Annotated in this window: 14 protein-coding genes; 1 reads left to right on the forward strand and 13 read right to left on the reverse strand. The window is 45.7% G+C overall.

Features of this window, described 5'->3' with window-relative positions; all coding sequences use genetic code 11:
* Positions 1-43: 43 nt before the first annotated feature.
* The 4 genes from A3712_RS23495 to A3712_RS23510 form a co-directional block, all read right to left on the reverse strand.
* Positions 44-1,429, reverse strand: coding sequence for a class II fumarate hydratase (locus A3712_RS23495; RefSeq protein ID WP_063525212.1), 1,386 nt, complete (start codon positions 1,427-1,429; stop codon positions 44-46).
* 12 nt (positions 1,430-1,441) lie between these two features.
* Positions 1,442-1,828 carry a hypothetical protein gene (locus A3712_RS23500; protein ID WP_197465906.1) on the reverse strand — a complete coding sequence of 129 codons (387 nt, stop codon included), beginning with the start codon at positions 1,826-1,828 and terminating at the stop codon, positions 1,442-1,444.
* Between the two features lie 188 nt (positions 1,829-2,016).
* Positions 2,017-3,720, reverse strand: a complete 1,704-nt coding sequence (locus tag A3712_RS23505; RefSeq protein WP_063525213.1) for a sodium:solute symporter family protein — start codon at positions 3,718-3,720, stop codon at positions 2,017-2,019.
* Positions 3,721-3,730: 10 nt separating this feature from the next.
* A complete protein-coding gene (locus A3712_RS23510) occupies positions 3,731-3,997 on the reverse strand; it encodes a DUF4212 domain-containing protein (protein ID WP_008219570.1) in 267 nt (88 codons plus the stop codon).
* Positions 3,998-4,398: 401 nt separating this feature from the next.
* Between A3712_RS23510 and A3712_RS23515 the strand changes: the two genes are divergently transcribed.
* Positions 4,399-6,150 carry a potassium/proton antiporter gene (locus A3712_RS23515; RefSeq protein WP_063525214.1) on the forward strand — a complete coding sequence of 584 codons (1,752 nt, stop codon included), beginning with the start codon at positions 4,399-4,401 and terminating at the stop codon, positions 6,148-6,150.
* Here A3712_RS23515 and A3712_RS23520 read toward each other — a convergent pair.
* The 9 genes from A3712_RS23520 to A3712_RS23560 all read right to left on the reverse strand — a co-directional run bounded on the left by A3712_RS23520 (position 6,147) and on the right by A3712_RS23560 (position 17,271).
* On the reverse strand, positions 6,147-6,776 hold the full coding sequence (locus A3712_RS23520) for a response regulator (RefSeq protein WP_063525215.1): 630 nt from the start codon (positions 6,774-6,776) through the stop codon (positions 6,147-6,149). The two genes, A3712_RS23515 and A3712_RS23520, sit on opposite strands and share 4 nt — an antisense overlap.
* Positions 6,777-6,985: 209 nt before the next feature.
* Positions 6,986-8,815 (reverse strand): protein-disulfide reductase DsbD, encoded by a 1,830-nt coding sequence (locus tag A3712_RS23525; protein WP_063525216.1) that lies wholly within the window; start codon positions 8,813-8,815, stop codon positions 6,986-6,988.
* Positions 8,816-8,989: 174 nt separating this feature from the next.
* On the reverse strand, positions 8,990-9,478 hold the full coding sequence (locus A3712_RS23530) for an arginine repressor (RefSeq protein WP_063525217.1): 489 nt from the start codon (positions 9,476-9,478) through the stop codon (positions 8,990-8,992).
* 327 nt (positions 9,479-9,805) lie between these two features.
* Positions 9,806-10,270 carry an aspartate carbamoyltransferase regulatory subunit gene (pyrI, locus tag A3712_RS23535; RefSeq protein ID WP_063525218.1) on the reverse strand — a complete coding sequence of 155 codons (465 nt, stop codon included), beginning with the start codon at positions 10,268-10,270 and terminating at the stop codon, positions 9,806-9,808.
* A gap of 15 nt (positions 10,271-10,285) precedes the next feature.
* Positions 10,286-11,215, reverse strand: coding sequence for an aspartate carbamoyltransferase (gene pyrB, locus A3712_RS23540; RefSeq protein WP_063525219.1), 930 nt, complete (start codon positions 11,213-11,215; stop codon positions 10,286-10,288).
* Between the two features lie 481 nt (positions 11,216-11,696).
* Positions 11,697-12,707 (reverse strand): ornithine carbamoyltransferase, encoded by a 1,011-nt coding sequence (locus A3712_RS23545; protein ID WP_063525220.1) that lies wholly within the window; start codon positions 12,705-12,707, stop codon positions 11,697-11,699.
* A gap of 141 nt (positions 12,708-12,848) precedes the next feature.
* Complete coding sequence (gene arcC, locus A3712_RS23550) at positions 12,849-13,760, reverse strand: carbamate kinase (RefSeq protein ID WP_008219582.1); 912 nt, start codon at positions 13,758-13,760, stop codon at positions 12,849-12,851.
* A 71-nt stretch (positions 13,761-13,831) separates the two neighbouring features.
* Positions 13,832-15,055 carry an arginine deiminase gene (gene arcA, locus A3712_RS23555; RefSeq protein ID WP_063525221.1) on the reverse strand — a complete coding sequence of 408 codons (1,224 nt, stop codon included), beginning with the start codon at positions 15,053-15,055 and terminating at the stop codon, positions 13,832-13,834.
* A gap of 767 nt (positions 15,056-15,822) precedes the next feature.
* Positions 15,823-17,271 (reverse strand): YfcC family protein, encoded by a 1,449-nt coding sequence (locus A3712_RS23560; protein ID WP_063525222.1) that lies wholly within the window; start codon positions 17,269-17,271, stop codon positions 15,823-15,825.
* Positions 17,272-17,606: the final 335 nt, after the last annotated feature.

The following is a 17,606-nucleotide window of genomic DNA, read 5'->3' on the forward strand; positions in this document are numbered from 1 at the left end:
GAGGCCTTTTTCGATCCAGTAGACTTGTTATGAATTACTGGCTTTAACCTGCGATACCACCTTGAGTGAGCGCGGTTGGGTCAAGTAGCTTGCTGAGTTCTTCTCGGCTTAGATCGGTTTCTCTTTCTGCAACATCAAGGATCGGCAAACCCTCTTTGTAGGCTTTCTTGGCAATATCTGCTGCCTTTAGGTAACCAATCACAGGATTAAGCGCCGTCACCAGAATTGGATTCTTTGACAGCGCTAAATCCAGATTGTCTTGGCGCACAGTGAAAGTTGCGATGGCTTTATCTGCCAGCGCAACAGAGCTATTAGCTAAAAGCTCGATACTTTCTAATACGTTATGAGCAATGACTGGCAGCATCACATTCAGTTGGAAGTTGCCAGACTGGCCTGCTATCGTAATAGTAGTGTCGTTACCAATCACCTGCGCTGCCGCCATCGCTGCGGCTTCTGGTATTACAGGGTTCACTTTACCGGGCATGATAGATGAGCCTGGTTGCAAGGCCTGCAATTCAATTTCTCCTAAGCCAGCTAATGGGCCAGAGTTCATCCAGCGAAGATCGTTTGCGATCTTCATGATCGCAACTGCTGCAGTTTTGAGCTGACCCGAAAAGGCAACGATCGCATCTTGGCTACTGAGGTTAAAAAAGAAGTTTTCACTCGAGTTAAAGCTGATCTTTGTCGATTGCGACAGGTTACTTGCAAACTTATCGGCAAAGCGGGGATCAGCATTAATGCCTGTACCTACCGCCGTTCCACCTTGAGCAAGCGCTTTAATAGCGGGCAGGGTGCTTTCAATCGCTTGTTTAGCGTGTTCAATCTGGAACTTCCAGCCACCCAACTCTTGAGCAAAGGTAATCGGCATCGCATCCATTAGGTGAGTACGGCCGGTTTTCACGACCTCAACAAGCTCTTGCTGTTTAATTGTCAGTATCTCAGACAGGTGGCTTAGTGCTGGTAGCAGCTTGTTTTCCGCAGTGAGTGCGACACTGACTTGAATCGCGGTTGGCACCACATCGTTGCTGCTTTGGCCCATGTTGACGTGATCGTTCGGGTTCACGTCGCCTTGTAAACTTCTTGATGCGAGTGTCGCAATCACTTCGTTGGCGTTCATGTTAGAGCTAGTACCAGAGCCGGTTTGGTAGACATCGATCGGGAATTGATCGAGATGTTTGCCATCGATGATCTCTTGGCTCGCATCGGCGATCGCATTGGCAATATCGCCTTCCAATAAGCCTAATTGAGCATTGGTATCTGCTGCAGCTTGTTTAATTAATGCCAGTGCTTGAATAAAGCTGGTGGGCATTTTGTGGGAGCTAAACGCGAAGTTATCTGCGGCACGTTGAGTTTGTGCTTGATACAGCGCATCAGCAGGGACTTTTACTTCCCCCATGCTGTCTTTTTCAATTCGAAATTGTAGGGTCATCTTCTATCCTTGTTAGCCAAGTGGGGCTTTGACTTGTTGTAGTGTCTGGCTGAGATTCAAAAAACGCGCCTGGCCATGTGGTTGCTGGCAGTAGTGGCGTTTTAGATAAAATAGTGGTGAGTGAATTGAGTCTAGGCAGATATAACGAAAGGTAAAACTGCGCTCAGGTGATTCAATCGCTTCAATCAGATGGAAGAAAACTTGGCGCAGGTACAGCTCGCACAGCAAGATATTTTCTTGGGCGGCGTGTTTTTCATAGTATGCGGCAAGTGTTTGTGCACACTCGATGTAGTCTCGAATTACAAACGGCTCGTGACCGTGAACTTGCTCTGAGGCGGTAAAGCGATCCTGCGCTTTGTAGAACCGCGAATAGAGGACCTGCTGCTCTTTCATCATCATCTTCATCTCTTTATTGGATGTTAATGATAATTATTATCAAATGTGGTTTTAAACACAACCCTTTGTTTCTGTTTTTATAAAACGGTAGGCAAAAGAAAAAGCCGATACATAACGTATCGGCTTTCTGAGATTCAGTACCTAACCCCAACAATGCAAGTACTGATTGATTTATTGTTAAACATCTTTGTTTAGTGGTCGTGAGCTTCACCTGCACCTTTCGGGTAACGGATGTTTTCAACCATCTCTTGCACGTCTTGTGGTACTTCAGCAGTCATTTTGTTTACCGCAATTGAAACTACGAAGTTTAGACACATACCTAGCGTACCTATGCCTTCTGGGCTGATACCAAACCACCAGTTTTCAGGTGTGCTTGCTGCTGGGTTAACGAACTTGAAGTAGATGATGTAACTTGCTGTGAAGGCAATACCTGTCAACATACCTGCAATCGCGCCTTCCTTGTTCATCTTCTTGTAGAAGATACCTAGGATAATGGCTGGGAAGAAGGATGCTGCGGCTAAGCCGAAGGCAAACGCTACTACCTGAGCTACGAAGCCTGGTGGGTTAATACCCAAGTAACCAGCACCGATAATCGCGACAATTGCTGCCAAACGAGCGGCTAGTAGCTCCTGCTTGTCGGTCATGTTTGGTCTGAAGCCTTTCTTCAACAAGTCATGTGAAATCGATGTTGATATTACCAGTAGCAGACCTGCGGCTGTTGATAGTGCGGCTGCTAGGCCACCTGCTGCCAGTAAAGCTACAACCCAGTTTGGTAGTTTTGCTAGCTCAGGAGAAGCCAATACGATGATGTCACGGTTAATCTTCATCTCGTTGCGCTCATCGCCCGAGTAGAACATTTTGCCATCGCCGTTCTTATCTTCCCAACCTACTAGGCCAGTGCTTTCCCAGTTTTTGTACCAGCTAGGTGCGTCTGCTGCTGTGACACCTTGCATGTCTGGGCCGTTAATCGTTTCAATCATGTTGACACGAGCGAAGGCGGCAACGCCCGGTGCTGTTGTGTATAGCAATGAGATGAACAGTAGCGCCCAACCTGCTGAGATACGAGCATCACGTACTTTAGGTACTGTGAAGAAACGGATGATTACGTGTGGAAGACCCGCAGTACCCACCATTAGAGCTGCACAGATGAAGAATACATCCACCATACTCTTGTTACCTTCGGTATAGGCGGTAAATCCGAGTTCTTCAGTTAGTCCATCCAGTTTATCGAGTAGGTAAACGTCTGTGCCTGAAATCGTTGAACCCATACCAAGTTGTGGAAGTGGGTTACCTGTCATCATGATTGAAGTGAAGATCGCTGGAACAAGGAAGGCGAAAATGAGGACACAGAATTGAGCTACCTGCGTATAAGTGATGCCTTTCATGCCACCAAGTACTGCGTAGAAGAACACAATACCCATACCAATGATGATACCTAGGTTAATGTCGACCTCTAGGAAACGAGAGAATACTACGCCTACACCACGCATCTGGCCTGCAACGTATGTGAATGATACGAAGATTGCACAGAATACTGCTACCATACGTGCTGTTTTCGAGTAGTAACGTTCACCGATAAAATCAGGAACCGTAAACTGACCGAACTTACGTAGGTAAGGTGCTAAACATAGTGCAAGTAGTACATAACCACCTGTCCAACCCATTAGGTAAACCGCACCGTCGTAACCAACGAATGAGATGATACCTGCCATTGAGATGAATGACGCGGCCGACATCCAGTCAGCGGCTGTCGCCATACCGTTTGCTACTGGGTGTACACCACCGCCCGCAACGTAGAATTCACTGGTAGACCCTGCACGAGCCCAGATTGCGATGCCGATATACAGTGCGAAAGTGATACCGACGAGAATAAACGTCCAAGTTTGAATATCCATGTTCTAGCCTCTAGTCTTCCTGTACGTTGTATTTTTTGTCGAGCGCATTCATGCGGACAACGTAAATGAATATCAGCGCCACGAAGGTGTATATCGAGCCTTGTTGAGCGAACCAAAAGCCGAGCTTGAACCCGCCAAACTGAACGGTGTTGAGGGCATCAACAAATAAGATGCCTGCGCCGTAAGACACTGCGAACCAGATCGCGAGCAGTGTTCCCATAATTCCCAAGTTTTCCTTCCAGTAGGCTTGAGCATGTTCCGTAGATTCGAACGCCATTGCCTTCTCCTTTATTCCGTTTCCGTAGAATGTCGTTGTGTTAACGTAATGTTACGATTTGAAATGTAGCAAGGATAAGTCAAGGGATCTGTGCAACTTTAGTCGGGACGGAATTATCCCTAACCCACTGAAATATAGGAGTCGGGAGACAAAATCATATAAAAATGTGATGTTATGAGGGTGTTAAATTAACCAAAGGTCTAACAAAAAGGGATGAATTAATGAGTGAATAATAAAATTTAACAACTAAATGACAGAGAATCATTATTTAGTCCTGCATATGACACGAAGGGAAATATAAGTTTGTTATAGTAATTACGCTGCTTTTAGAGCCCTTTTCTTGCTTAATAGCAGAAATTCGACATGCTTTAATCACGAGTTTTATTCTTTGGGGGAACGAATTGGACGCAATAACTATTAATCACTTATTTTTAACTGGTGCAGTGCTCATCGCCATCAGTGTGCTTTTCTCACAAGTGTCCTCACGATTGGGCGTTCCGATTCTTTTGATCTTTTTGTTTGTTGGTATGTTGGCGGGCGAAGATGGCCCCGGCGGTATCAATTTTGATGACTATTCATTAACTTACTTGGTGAGTAACCTCGCGCTTGCCGTGATCTTGCTTGATGGTGGTATGCGTACTAAGGTGGCGAGTTTTAAGGTCGCGTTTTGGCCCTCTCTGTCGTTAGCCACGATAGGTGTGGCTTGTACAGCTACTCTCACCGGCTTAATGGCGACTTGGCTCTTCGACCTATCATTGATGCAAGGTATTTTGGTAGGGGCGATTGTGGGCTCGACCGATGCCGCTGCGGTATTTTCTCTGCTTAAAGGACAGAGCCTTAACGAGCGTGTTGGTTCAACCTTAGAGATAGAATCTGGTACCAACGACCCAATGGCGGTCTTCTTAACGGTGACCTTAATCGCGCTACTTGGCACCCCAGATGCTGAGATGGGGATGAACTTCCTGCTTAAAAGCTTCGCGATGCAATTTGGTGTCGGTACGCTTGTCGGCCTTGGCGGTGGTTGGGTTCTGTGGAGTCTAATTAACCGAGTACAGCTGGCTGATGGTCTTTACTCGATTCTAGTACTGAGTGGCGGTGTGGCTCTGTTTGCTTTCTCTAACATGCTTGGCGGCAGTGGTATCTTGTCGATATACCTTGTGGGCTTGTTTATTGGTAATCGTCCAACACGTTCTCGACACTCGATTCTCAATGTTCTTGATGGCATGACCTGGCTAAGCCAGATTGTGATGTTCTTGGTTCTTGGTCTCTTGGTAACACCATCGACATTGATGGAGATTGCAATGCCTGCCTTGGCGCTAGCTTTCGGTATGATTCTGTTTGCTCGTCCGCTGTCGGTTTGGTTAGGTTTGCTGCCATTTCGACGTTTTACCATCAAGGAGCGTTGGTTTGTTTCTTGGGTAGGTTTACGTGGAGCGGTACCGATCATTTTGGCGGTATTCCCGATGATGGCGGGCCTACCTAATGCTCAGCTGTATTTCAATATCGCGTTCTTCGTGGTTATGGTCTCATTGATTGTTCAAGGTGGTAGCTTGATGAAGGTTGCGAGGCTGGCTCAAGTCACCTTGCCACCAACACCGACACCTATTTCGCGTACTGGTATCGAGATTTACCCGACCAGCGAATGGGAGATGTTTGTCTACAAGCTGAAAGAAGAGAAGTGGTGTGTCGGTGAGCCGCTTAAGCGCTTGTCGATGCCAGAGGGTACACGTATTACCGCGCTATTTCGACAAGACGCTTTGCTTCACCCATCGGGTAGCACTGTGTTAGAAGCGAACGATATTCTCTGTGTGCTTGGTCAAGACAAAGACTTAGACAGCTTAAGTGAATTGTTCAGTGAGGCGCCGGAAGCTGAAGAGGCTGCACGATTCTTTGGTGATTTCTTCCTTGAGGTTGGTTTGTCGATAGCGGCGGTGAGTGATTGCTATGGCATTGAGCTTGGTTCTGAAGAAGAGCGAGAGATGACGCTAAAAGAGCTGGCTGAACGCGAACTTGGTCCTCATCCAGTCTTGGGTGATAGTTTTGAGTGGCATGACATCAATTGGGTGGTTGCAGAGATAGAGGCTCATAAAGCCGTCAAGCTGGGTTTATGTTTGCCTAAGACGACTTTAGAAGAGGATGTCAGCGGCGCTTAATTATGGACTTCTTGCAGTAAGATAACCGCTTGAGTTCGGTTTTTTACGTCCAGTTTTCGGAAGATGGCTGTCATGTGCGCCTTGATGGTTGCTTCCGAAACATTCAATTCATAGGCGATTTGTTTGTTCAGCAGGCCATCGGAAAGCATCCCTAGCACCTTATATTGTTGTGGCGTCAGTGTGGCAATTTTTTCCGCAAGGTCGCTAAAAGCCGCATTGTTAGTAATCAGTCCTTCGGGGAAGAAGGGGTCGCCATTCAGCACTTGATTCAGTGCACTCACCAATTCACGCATGTCACTCGACTTTGGAATAAAACCAAACGCACCATGGCTTTTCACTTGAGTGACCACGCTAGCCTCTTCACTTGCCGAGATCACGACAATCGGTAGATCTGGGTATTCTGCACGAAGCTGAATCAGACCAGACATCCCATTGGCTCCCGGCATTTTTAGATCGAGCAGCAGTAGGTCGGGTTCATCTTCTTTTTTAAGCAGAGTCAGTAACGCGTCGAGAGAGTCGGCCTCAAGCAGGTTCGCACCGCTGATCGCCATATGAACCGACTGAAATAGGGCGTTGCGGAAGAGAGGGTGGTCATCAGCAATGATGATGGTGTAGGTCGAGTCCATGACGTTCATACTTTTAACAATTTAGTTAATATTTATTATCATCTTGATTGAGTATGTGGACAATATCTATGCGTTAAAAGTCTGAACCATATCGACTTTTATCCCCTTTCTACGAAAGCGTTTCTTGCTATAACAAAAAGCCGCACTGCCATCTCGTTATGAGGGGCGGTGCGGCTTTGTCTAGCAATGCATTTAGACCAATGTTGCCGTTATAGCTGGTGGTCTTGCATGTGTTTTAAGAATAGATCGGCAGGCATAAAACCAGTCACGCGAGCATTTGGAACATGGTTGCCCTCGCTATTCCAGAACTCAATGGTTGGTAAGCCAAGTACCTGCATCTGCCTCAGCAATTCAATGTCTTGAGGCATGTTTCGCGTTACGTCTGCTTGAAGTAACACGAAGTCAGACAGTTTGTTCTCGACATCTGCTTGATGGAAGGTGTACTTCTCAAACTCTTTACATGCCACACACCAGTCGGCGTAGAAATCGAGCATTACCGGTTTACCCAGTTTCTTCGCTTCAATGAGCTGGATTTCAAGCTCTTCAACAGTGTTAATGCGTACAAACTGGATCTGCTGTTCCACTACAACGCTCTTTTCTGCAAACCAGTAATTGAGTGCAGGTTGAGCAGAAGCAAACAGACCAAGCATCGCGATAATACCTACTGCACTTTGCTTCCAGCCACCAAATGGCAGTGCGCTCTTACTGTGATACAACCAACCGAAGGCGATGAAACCAAGGCCAGACCAAAGCGCGGTTGCCCATAGCTCAGGGATGATGCGTTCTAGTAGGAAGATTGGTGCTGCTAACAAGATAAAGCCGAATACGACCTTCACCTTGTCCATCCAGCTGCCCGCTTTTGGCAGTAGCTTATTGCCGAATACCGCCACCAAGATTAGCGGAATACCCATACCCATGGCTAACGCGTACAGAGCAATTGCACCGGTAAATAGGTCGCCACTTTGAGCAACATACAGCAGCGCACCCGAGAGTGGGGCTGTAGTACAAGGCGAACATACCAAGCCAGATATCGCACCCATAGCGAACACGCCCAAGGTATTGCCACCTTGCTGCTTGTTGCTTTGGTTGTTGAGCCAGGTTTGGACACTGCTCGGCAGTTGTAGGTTATATACACCGAACATCGACATCGCTAATGCTACGAATAGAACGCTTAACGCAATCAACACATAAGGATGTTGCATCGCAGCTTGGAATTGCATACCCGCAGACGCAACCACCAAACCCAGTAGGGTGTAAGTTAGCGCCATGCCTTGCACGTATATGAAGGACAACATCAACGCGCGACCTTGGCTGAGCTTGCCACCACCTAATACGATGCCAGTAAGGATTGGATACATAGGCAGAACACACGGTGTGAAGGCTAAGCCAACTCCTAGCGCCAAGAACAGCAATGGAGTCCACCAACTGTCACCGAGTTTATCGGCTAGGCTCGCTTCTTTTGAAACGGGTGCGCTTGATTGTGGTGCTGTGTTATTTGCCACATCTGCTTTTGGAGAAGCAACTTGTGGTGAGGTGTTCGCTTGGTTACTGGTAGTTTTAGCTCCAGTGTCGCTTGAACCCGTTGCTTCAAACGGTGCGATGTCGATGACGCGAGTCTCTGGAGGGTAGCAGAAGCCAGCTTCGGCACAGCCTTGATACTTAACGATCAGCTGAGAGCCCTTTTGGTAACTTTGTAGGGGAACTTGTACGAATAGCGGTTGAGTATAAACACTCACTTCACCAAAGAATTCATCTTGGTGTGGCTCACCATCTTCTAACTCAACATTGCCGATAGCGAGATTTTGGCCGCTAAAAGAGAGGCTATGTTGATAGAGGTAGTAGCCTTCTTTCACCTGCCAGTCGAGAAGCACCTTGCCATCTTGCTGGTAGTAATTGAAAGGGAAAGCTTGGTCTACAGTAACAAAACCGTTGTTATTGCCTCCGAAGCTTGGCTCGGCGTTGTCATTTCCAAAAAGCGCCCACGCAGGCTGGGTGAATAGGGAAATACAAACAAAAAGTAATGTGGCAAGTCGTCGCATACTATTTAGTCATTTAATGGAGTTATGGGTATCTTAACTCAATCAGACCGTAATAGTTTGCTATTAGTTTCATTGTCTAACAAATATCCCTTAGGGCGGGAAATCCACTTTCTTAGGTAATCGGGATAAGGTCAGCCTTGCAACAGGCATAGGAAGCCTTTACCAGTAACCCATTTAAGCGACACCTAGGCGTGCTTTTACTACTTGCTCGCAAGCATCGATATTGGTTGTGTCTTTTGGAATGATTAACACGGTGTCGTTGCCGCCGACGGTACCGATAATCTCGGTATGTGGGTCGATATCTACTAATCTTGCAACTAACTGCGCACAACCTGGGTGAGTTTTTACGATCACCATTGCTTGGTTATGAGTGATTAATTCGATTTGCGATGAGATGGAAGCATCGACACGTACAGGCGCGCTTTCAACCGTGATGCAGTAGACCTTTTTTCCACAGGCATTCTGAATTTTGACTACGCCGAGCTGTGACAAAATACGAGATACCGTCGATTGGCTAATACCGGTATAGCCGATTTCGACCAGCTTTTCGCGCAGCTGGTTTTGGGTAGAGAAGCTTTGTTGTTGTAGTAGGCGTTTGCACGCTGCAGTCAGTGTTTTATCTTCAGCTGAATATAAGCAACTGTGCTCATTGATCGGGTTCATGAACAACTCCTTAAGGTCAACAGTGATACCGCTTGTCCATAGCGTCGTGCGCACTCCTAAAGCCGTAGAGTACGATTTGTTAATTAGGGCTTACCGACGAATCCTGAAGTAAAGAAGGGTGGGTATGCGAGATGTATAATCATCTATGCATTCAGTCTACCACTAAAGGATAGTTATCTTTTTGAAGGTGATCACCAAACAAAATTCTGGGCATTTGCTTATATTTTGGTTCTTTATTCTTGAGGTGAATGGATATTTATTCCGCATTGGGAATAAATATCCATGTATTTCGCAAGGATTTGGCCTTGGTGCTAATTAAGATAAGGGTTAGCGAATTTCACTCATGATCTCGCGAGAGAATACTTTTTCACAGTAATGGCATTTTAGCTGTACATTTTCCTGTTTTAGCTGCACTTTAAAGCTACTTTCAACGGGTTCACCGTGTGAAATACAGTTGCTATTTGGGCATGAAAACACGCTGTTGATTTGCTCAGGCAGTACAAGCGTCAGTTTGTTTACGACCTTGTACTCTTCAATTTGATTGACCGTTGCTTGTGGCGCATACAGAGCTAATTGGTTCGCCTGCTCTTTGGTTAGAAAGATGTTCTCAATTTTGATCAGGTCTTTGTGACCCAGTGCGGATGACGGCAGGTTTAATCCCATGGTGATGCGTTTTTCGGTTTTGTGCATCTTGAACAGTTTAAGGATTTTGATACCTAGGTGAGCAGGGATGTGGTCAATGACGCTGCCGTTACGGATCGCTTCTACTTGTAGCTGAGTTTGTTTAACCATGACTGAGTCTCCTGCTTATAAAGTTTCGTTTAGAACTAGGGCTAATAGGGCTTCGCGAGCGTATACACCATTTTCAGCTTGCTCGAAGTAGTAAGCGTGTGGTGTTTTATCAACGTCGGTGGTGATCTCGTCAACGCGTGGCAGTGGGTGAAGCACTTTCATGTTTTGGCGGGCGTCTTTTAATGTGTCGGCGGTGAGGATGTAAGCCGATTTCATGTGTGCGTATTCTGATGCATCAAAGCGTTCTTTTTGTACGCGAGTCATGTATAGCACATCCAATTCCGGTACTACTTCTTCAATGCTGCTGTGGGTGCTGTATTGAATGCCCACCTCTTCCAGTTCTTCACAGATGTAATCCGGCATCGCTAATACTTCCGGTGCGATAAAGAAGAAACGTACGTTATTGAATTTTGATAGTGCTTGCGTCAGTGAGTGCACGGTACGGCCATATTTAAGGTCGCCGACAAACGCTACATTGAGGTTGTCGAGAGTGCCTTGTGTTTCGTAAATCGAGAACAGGTCTAGCAGGGTTTGAGTTGGGTGTTGGTTGGCGCCATCACCGCCATTCACTACTGGTACACCGTTAGAGAACTCAGACGCCAAGCGTGCTGCTCCTTCTTGTGGGTGACGCATCACAAAGGCATCAACGTACGATGAAATCACCTGCACTGAATCGGCAAGCGTTTCGCCTTTCTTAGCCAATGATGTGTTACCGCCATTATCAAAACCGATGACTGTGCCACCAAGGCGTTGAACTGCGGTTTCGAATGAGAGGCGAGTTCGAGTTGAAGGCTCAAAGAAACAGCTCGCAACGACTTTATTTTTCAGCAACTCTGGATTTGGTTCAGCCTTGAGCCTTGCTGCGGTATCGACGATAAGCTCCAGTTCATCACGAGAGAGCTCAGGAATGGAGATGATGTGCTTGTTAAATAACGAATGCGCCATAACGGGTCTTCCTTCTATGCATACAGTCAAATTGCGGACAAAAAAAAGCCCCCAAAAATAGGAGGCTTCGAAACGATTAATAGAGCAAAATAAAAATGACACCGACGCCACTCTTTGGCGTGTAGTTTGACAATCATGTGCGACAAAACTGCGGTTCATTTTTTACTCTCTTTAGACAAATTGCGGAGGATTATACTCAGATAAAAACAACGCGCAATAGTTTATGTAAAGTATTCATTTTATGGATATTTATGCCAAATTATCCTGCGTTTTTACTTCTTTTTAAGCTTTTGTTGGGGCTGAAGAATTTCGACTTTTTTAGGCAATAATCTTTTCAAATGAATGAAAAAAAATGCGGGTTTTATCCAAGGGAAAATTCCCATGCACGCCACCCGCATTTCCCTGTTATCGCACTCAACTTATCGACTGGTTTGTAAATACGAGAGTGCTTTGCTTCTAAGCTTTTTAACTGTTTGGCTTATTAGCTACCTAGTGTTGCAACCATCACAGCTTTGATGGTGTGCATGCGGTTTTCAGCTTCATCGAACACGATAGAGTATTCAGATTCGACCACTTCATCAGTCACTTCCACACCGTCTTTTAGCTGTGGATATTCTGCAGCAAGCTGTTTCCCTACCGTGGTATCTTCGCCATGGAAAGCTGGTAGACAGTGCATGAATTTCACGTGTGGGTTACCGGTTGCTTTTAGCATCTCCATGTTCACTTGGTAAGGCATCATTAGGTTGATGCGCTCAGCCCACGCTTCTTTCGCTTCGCCCATCGATACCCAAACGTCAGTGTATAGGAAGTCACAACCTTGTACGCCTTCTTGAACATCTTCAGTTAGGGTGATTTTGCCGCCAGTGTGCGCTGCGATTTCACGGCATTGAGCCAATAGCCCTTCTTCTGGCCAGAATTGCTTAGGAGCAACAAGGCGAATGTCCATGCCCATTTTTGCTGCGCCAACCATTAGAGAGTTACCCATGTTGTTGCGAGCATCGCCTAGATAAGCAAACTTGATTTCATGCAGCTGTTTGCCACGGCCGTATTCGGTCATGGTCAGGAAGTCTGCCAAGATTTGAGTTGGGTGGAACTCGTCAGTCAGACCATTCCATACAGGTACACCAGCGTAAGAGCCTAACTCTTCAACAATCTCTTGACCGAAGCCGCGGTATTCAATGCCATCGTACATACGGCCAAGAACGCGAGCGGTATCTTTCATCGATTCTTTGTGGCCAATTTGAGAACCAGATGGGCCTAAGTAAGAGACGCGAGCACCTTGGTCGAATGCTGCTACTTCGAATGCACAGCGAGTACGAGTTGAGGTTTTCTCAAAGATAAGTGCGATGTTTTTGCCAGTTAGTTTTGGCTGTTCGTAACCGTTGTACTTCGCTTTTTTAAGCTCCATTGAAAGATCTAACAAGTGTTGAATTTCGCGTGGAGTGAAATCTAGTAGTTTTAGGAAGTTACGATTGCGTAGGTTAAAAGCCATGATGTATTCCTTCTTAGATTTAGGCGCTTTCCTGTTACAGGGAAAGAAAATTCAAGAAAGCGCGATTCAATTTTTGTGTATTAATTTCAGTTCAAACGGTGATTCAGTTTTCTCGCAAGCTTTGAAAAGCTCGCGAGTAGGTTAATCTTTGGTGATGTTGGTACCCGCTTGGCCTTGCAGAATTTGCAAACCATCTTCGAGCGCACCGATACCGACGACTTTGCCGCCTTGTTGGATGAATTCGCACGATGCTTCAATTTTTGGTCCCATCGAGCCGGCATCAAATTCAAACTTCGCTAGTTCACCTGGTGTAGTGCTGCGCAGTGCGTGTTGAGTCGGCTTGCCCCAATCTAGGTACACCGCGTCTGCGTCTGTCAGAATCAGTAGTGCATCGGCATTCAATTGTTTTGCTAAGAAAGCAGCTGACATGTCTTTGTCGATAACCGCTTCGACACCAACCAATTTGCCATGCTCTTTCTTCACTGGAATGCCGCCACCGCCAGTACAGATCACTAGGTGACCCGCTTCGATAAGCTGGGTGATCGCTTCATGTTCAACGATGCCGGTTGGTCTTGGGCTTGGTACAACACGACGGAAGTGTTGGCCGTCTGGTTTTACGATCCAGTGGAACTTCTCTGCCAATTCACGCGCTTCTGCTTCTTCGTAGATTGGGCCAATCGGTTTGGTTGGATCTGCAAATGCAGGGTCATTTGGATCAACCGTCATTTGGGTCAACATGCATGAGATGTTGCGGTTTGGCAGATAGTTTTTGAACTCTTGCATCAGCATGTAGCCGATCATGCCTTGCGTTTCGCTGCCCAATACATCCAGTGGGTATGGATTTACTTTCTTGTATTCCAAACCTTGCAGAGCAAGTAAGCCAACTTGTGGACCATTACCGTGCACTAACACCACGTTGTACTCTTTGGCGATTTCAGAGATGGTTTTCACCGCCGTTTCAATATTACGGCGCTGAACGTCGGCTTCTAACGGCTCACCGCGACGAAGTAGGGCGTTACCACCGAGTGCAACAACAACAGTTTGTTTAGTCATAATTGTGTTCTCTCATTGTGGCCAAGTTGAGGTTATTTGAATTCGTCAACTTGGCCGTTTCGTCTCAGTGATTAGATACCATCACGCTCAATAGGGCAGCTCATGCAGCGTGCGCCACCGCGGCCACGACCAAGCTCGTCTCCAGAAATTGGCAGTACTGTGATGCCAGCTTTGTCGTATTTCTCGTTGGTGTAGGTGTTGCCCTCGTAGCCAATAACGACGCCAGGTTTCACCGTAAGAACGTTGTTCGCATCATTCCACTGCTCACGTTCTGCATGGAAGTTGTCACCACCAGTAGTGATGAGGTTTAGCTTGTCTACGCCCAATGCTTTTTCGATAGCGGTAACGAAGTAACCTTCTTCTTTCAATTTTACCGCACCAGACTCATCACCGGTTAGGTTCCAGCACTTCACATCTTTACTCACCACTTCAGGGTAAACAGAGAACGTATCTTCGTTCATGTGTGTCATTACCGTGTCTAGGTGCATGCAAGAGCGGTGTTTTGGTAGCTGCATAGCTATAACTTGCTTCGCTTGGCCGTGTTTGAACAGGTTTGACGCTAAGTGTTCAACACCTTGTGGCGTGGTACGCTCCGACATACCGATAAGCACTGTGCCGCGGCCGATAACAAGTACGTCGCCACCCTCAATCGTTGAGTTGTCGTAGTTGATGCTCTCTTCATCGCCGAAGTATTTAATGAAGTCTTGGCCTGCGAAGGTTGGGTGCCAACGGTAAATCGCACGCACGTGGTTGGTTTCGCGTTGACGTGCTGGTTTCGCCATTGGGTTGATCGATACACCACCGTAAACCCAGCAAGAGGTGTCGCGAGTAAATAGGTGGTTTGGTAAAGGCTCAATAATGAAGTCGGTTGGTGTGAACATGCCTTGCATCATTGAAGAAGACTTCATCGGCATTTCAGCGTAAGACAGACCGCCGGTTAGGATTTTTGCAAGCTCTAGGTTTGGTAAGTCACCTAAGTAGCAGCGTACGTCGTTAGCAAAAGTTTTACCCAAACGGTAATCAGACACTTGGCAGTTCAGTAGCCAGTCTTTCGCTTCCGGCACGGCTAGGGTATCTGCTAGTAGGTCAGTAAGAAGAAGAACCTCAACACCCTGATCACGTAGCGTTTGAGTGAATACGTCATGCTCTTTACCTGCACGCTCAACAGCCAGTACGTCATCAAACAGCAAATCGTGACAGTTAGATGGTGTTAAGTGAGTCAGTGCGCGTCTTGGGCGATGAACTAGAACACGACGCAATTGACCTATTTCAGAACCTACATAGAACTTACTCATGATCGTCTCTCTCTTATATATTTGAAATACTTTTATTACTAAGAGTAATTATTTATTTTCAGGTGAGAAGAATGAATTATTTATTCATATCTCTTGTCTGGAATTAATATTACGCCTGCTGCTCAGGTATTCTTAGAGATCTATCACAAATCATTTTTTATCCCTCAGTCCTTTAAAAATAAGGGTTTTAACAAATTTTATGCACTTTGAACTATCACCGATTTTTTCTAAATAGTTAATCCTGGGGGAACATTATTCATGTTTTTCTAACCCAGATTAGTAAAATATAAATAGTGGGGGTTTTATATGCAATGTACTTTAATTGATAAAAGTGAGCTTAAAGTGAAAGTATGCAGTGTTTTTATTTATATATTTAATTTTGAATATGGAATTAATTATATGTTAACAAGTTAAATTCGTATAAAGTTATTTTTGTCACATTTTAAAATAGGACTTATGAGGGTGTTTTTAGTTGGATTTGGCCATTTATTTATCTTTTTCTTTTACTTTTAATAAATCTGTAAATATAATTAACGCTAATACATGACTAAATATTTTACTATATATCACCTTGGTAAATAATAAGTGGTCTTGTTAACATTTTCTGTGATGTTTGCAGGTGAGTAGGAGTGTTGAGGTGGAGCTTCTCGGGAGCTGCTGAGTTCGCTATGGGCTGCAGTAACGGTAAAACTGGTTGAACTAGCTATAGAGCTAAAAAAGCCGCTATCGAAGCGGCTTTGAATGGAAGTGTGTCTACTTAAGGGGTGCTAGATAAGCGCACCAATACTCAGTACTACGATGCAGAACACGGTTAAGATACCGATCAATGGCATGACCCATTTTACCCAGCGTACGTAAGGTACACGAGCTATCGCCAAGCCACCCATTACCACAGCAGAGGTTGGGGTAATGAGGTTTACTAAGCCTGAAGCCGATTGGTAAGCGGTGATAACAAGGTCTCTGCCAACGCCTGCAAAGTCAGCCAATGGCGCCATGATAGGCATGGTCAGTACTGCTAGGCCTGATGTCGATGGCACTAAGAATGACAATAGAATTTCTAAGAAGAACATCACGTTAATAAAGATAGCGGATGAGAGCCCGGTGACCATCTGCTCTGCAGAGAACAGAATCGTATCGGTGATCATACCACGGTCCATCACCACCACAATACCACGTGCAATACCTATGATTAGCGCTACACCGAGCAGGTCACGTGCGCCGTCAATGAAGCTTGAGGTAAACTCTTCTTCGCTCATGCGAGCCACAATACCGACAATAATGGTCGCTGCTAGGAACATCGCAGAGATCTCCGCCATCCACCATCCAGCAACGGATACGCCGTAAATCATTACCGCGAATGAGCCACCAAAAATAGTTAGAATCAGTTTACGAGTCGCAGTGAATTCCAGTTTTTCTCCGCTTGAATTGTTAAGAAAGTGCGCTTTGTTTTCTTCGTACTTGTCATACACAATCGACTTGCTTGGGTCTGCTTGCACCATTCTTGCGTAACGCATGACGTAAGCGACACAGATACCCCAACCAATAATCAACATTGCCACACGCACCACAATACCGTCAGTAAATGGTATGCCAGAAGCGTTAGCCGCGATAACCGTTGCGAACGGGTTAATGGTAGAACCTAGTACCCCTATGCCCGAGCCTAGAAGTACAGTCGCTGCTGCCACTAGAGGGTCAAAGCGAGCAGCCATCATGACAGGCACAAGAAGTGTATAGAATGGGAGTGATTCTTCCGCCATACCATAGACAGTACCGCCAGCAGCAAACAGTGCCATCAGTATTGGTATCATCAACTCTTCCCGCCCTTCAAGGCGCGCGGTGACGCGTTCGATACCAGCATCAATTGCACCAGTCTTGGTAACTAGCCCTAAGAAGCCACCAATGATGAGAATGAACAGTGAAACGTCGATTGCAGCAGCTTCATAGCTATTGTGGTCGTAGAAGCCGTCAATCGGCGCTAGCAGTACGTCAATTACGCCTTGAGGGTTACCTTCAACTGCTTGATAGGTTCCGGTTACCGGCACTTCTCGGCCTAATTCTTCATTCATTGCTCGGTCGTATTGGCCCGCTGGAACAATCCAGGTCAGTAGAGCAACTAATGCAATTAAAATAAATAGAATGGTATAAGCAGAAGGGAATTTAAAGTTAGCAAAGAAGCCGCCCTTTTTTTTCTCGCTTGGTATCGTTTGAGTTGTCATGGCTATCTCCTTACATCATCTTAAATAAAACTGATGTGAATTAGCGACTAATGATTTATAGACTGTAAATACACTGAGACTTATAAATTACCCAACGATATAAATTTGCGGGCTTTAAATTAAAGTTGTTTGATACTTACTAATCCAGATGAAGTTGTATTTAATTTAGCTGCGGTTATTTTATTCTTTACTTAATCATTTAAGTTTGGTGCTGTTCACAAAAATAGTGGCCAGTAAAAGGGCTAAAAAATGTGAGAAAAATCGTAAGGTTTTTTGGTTAATTAGCTCGGATTAATATTCGGTTTGGTTAGTTGGTAAATAGGGGAGGGTTGATT

Source organism: Vibrio sp. HI00D65 (assembly GCF_001635455.1).
Taxonomy (GTDB): domain Bacteria; phylum Pseudomonadota; class Gammaproteobacteria; order Enterobacterales; family Vibrionaceae; genus Vibrio.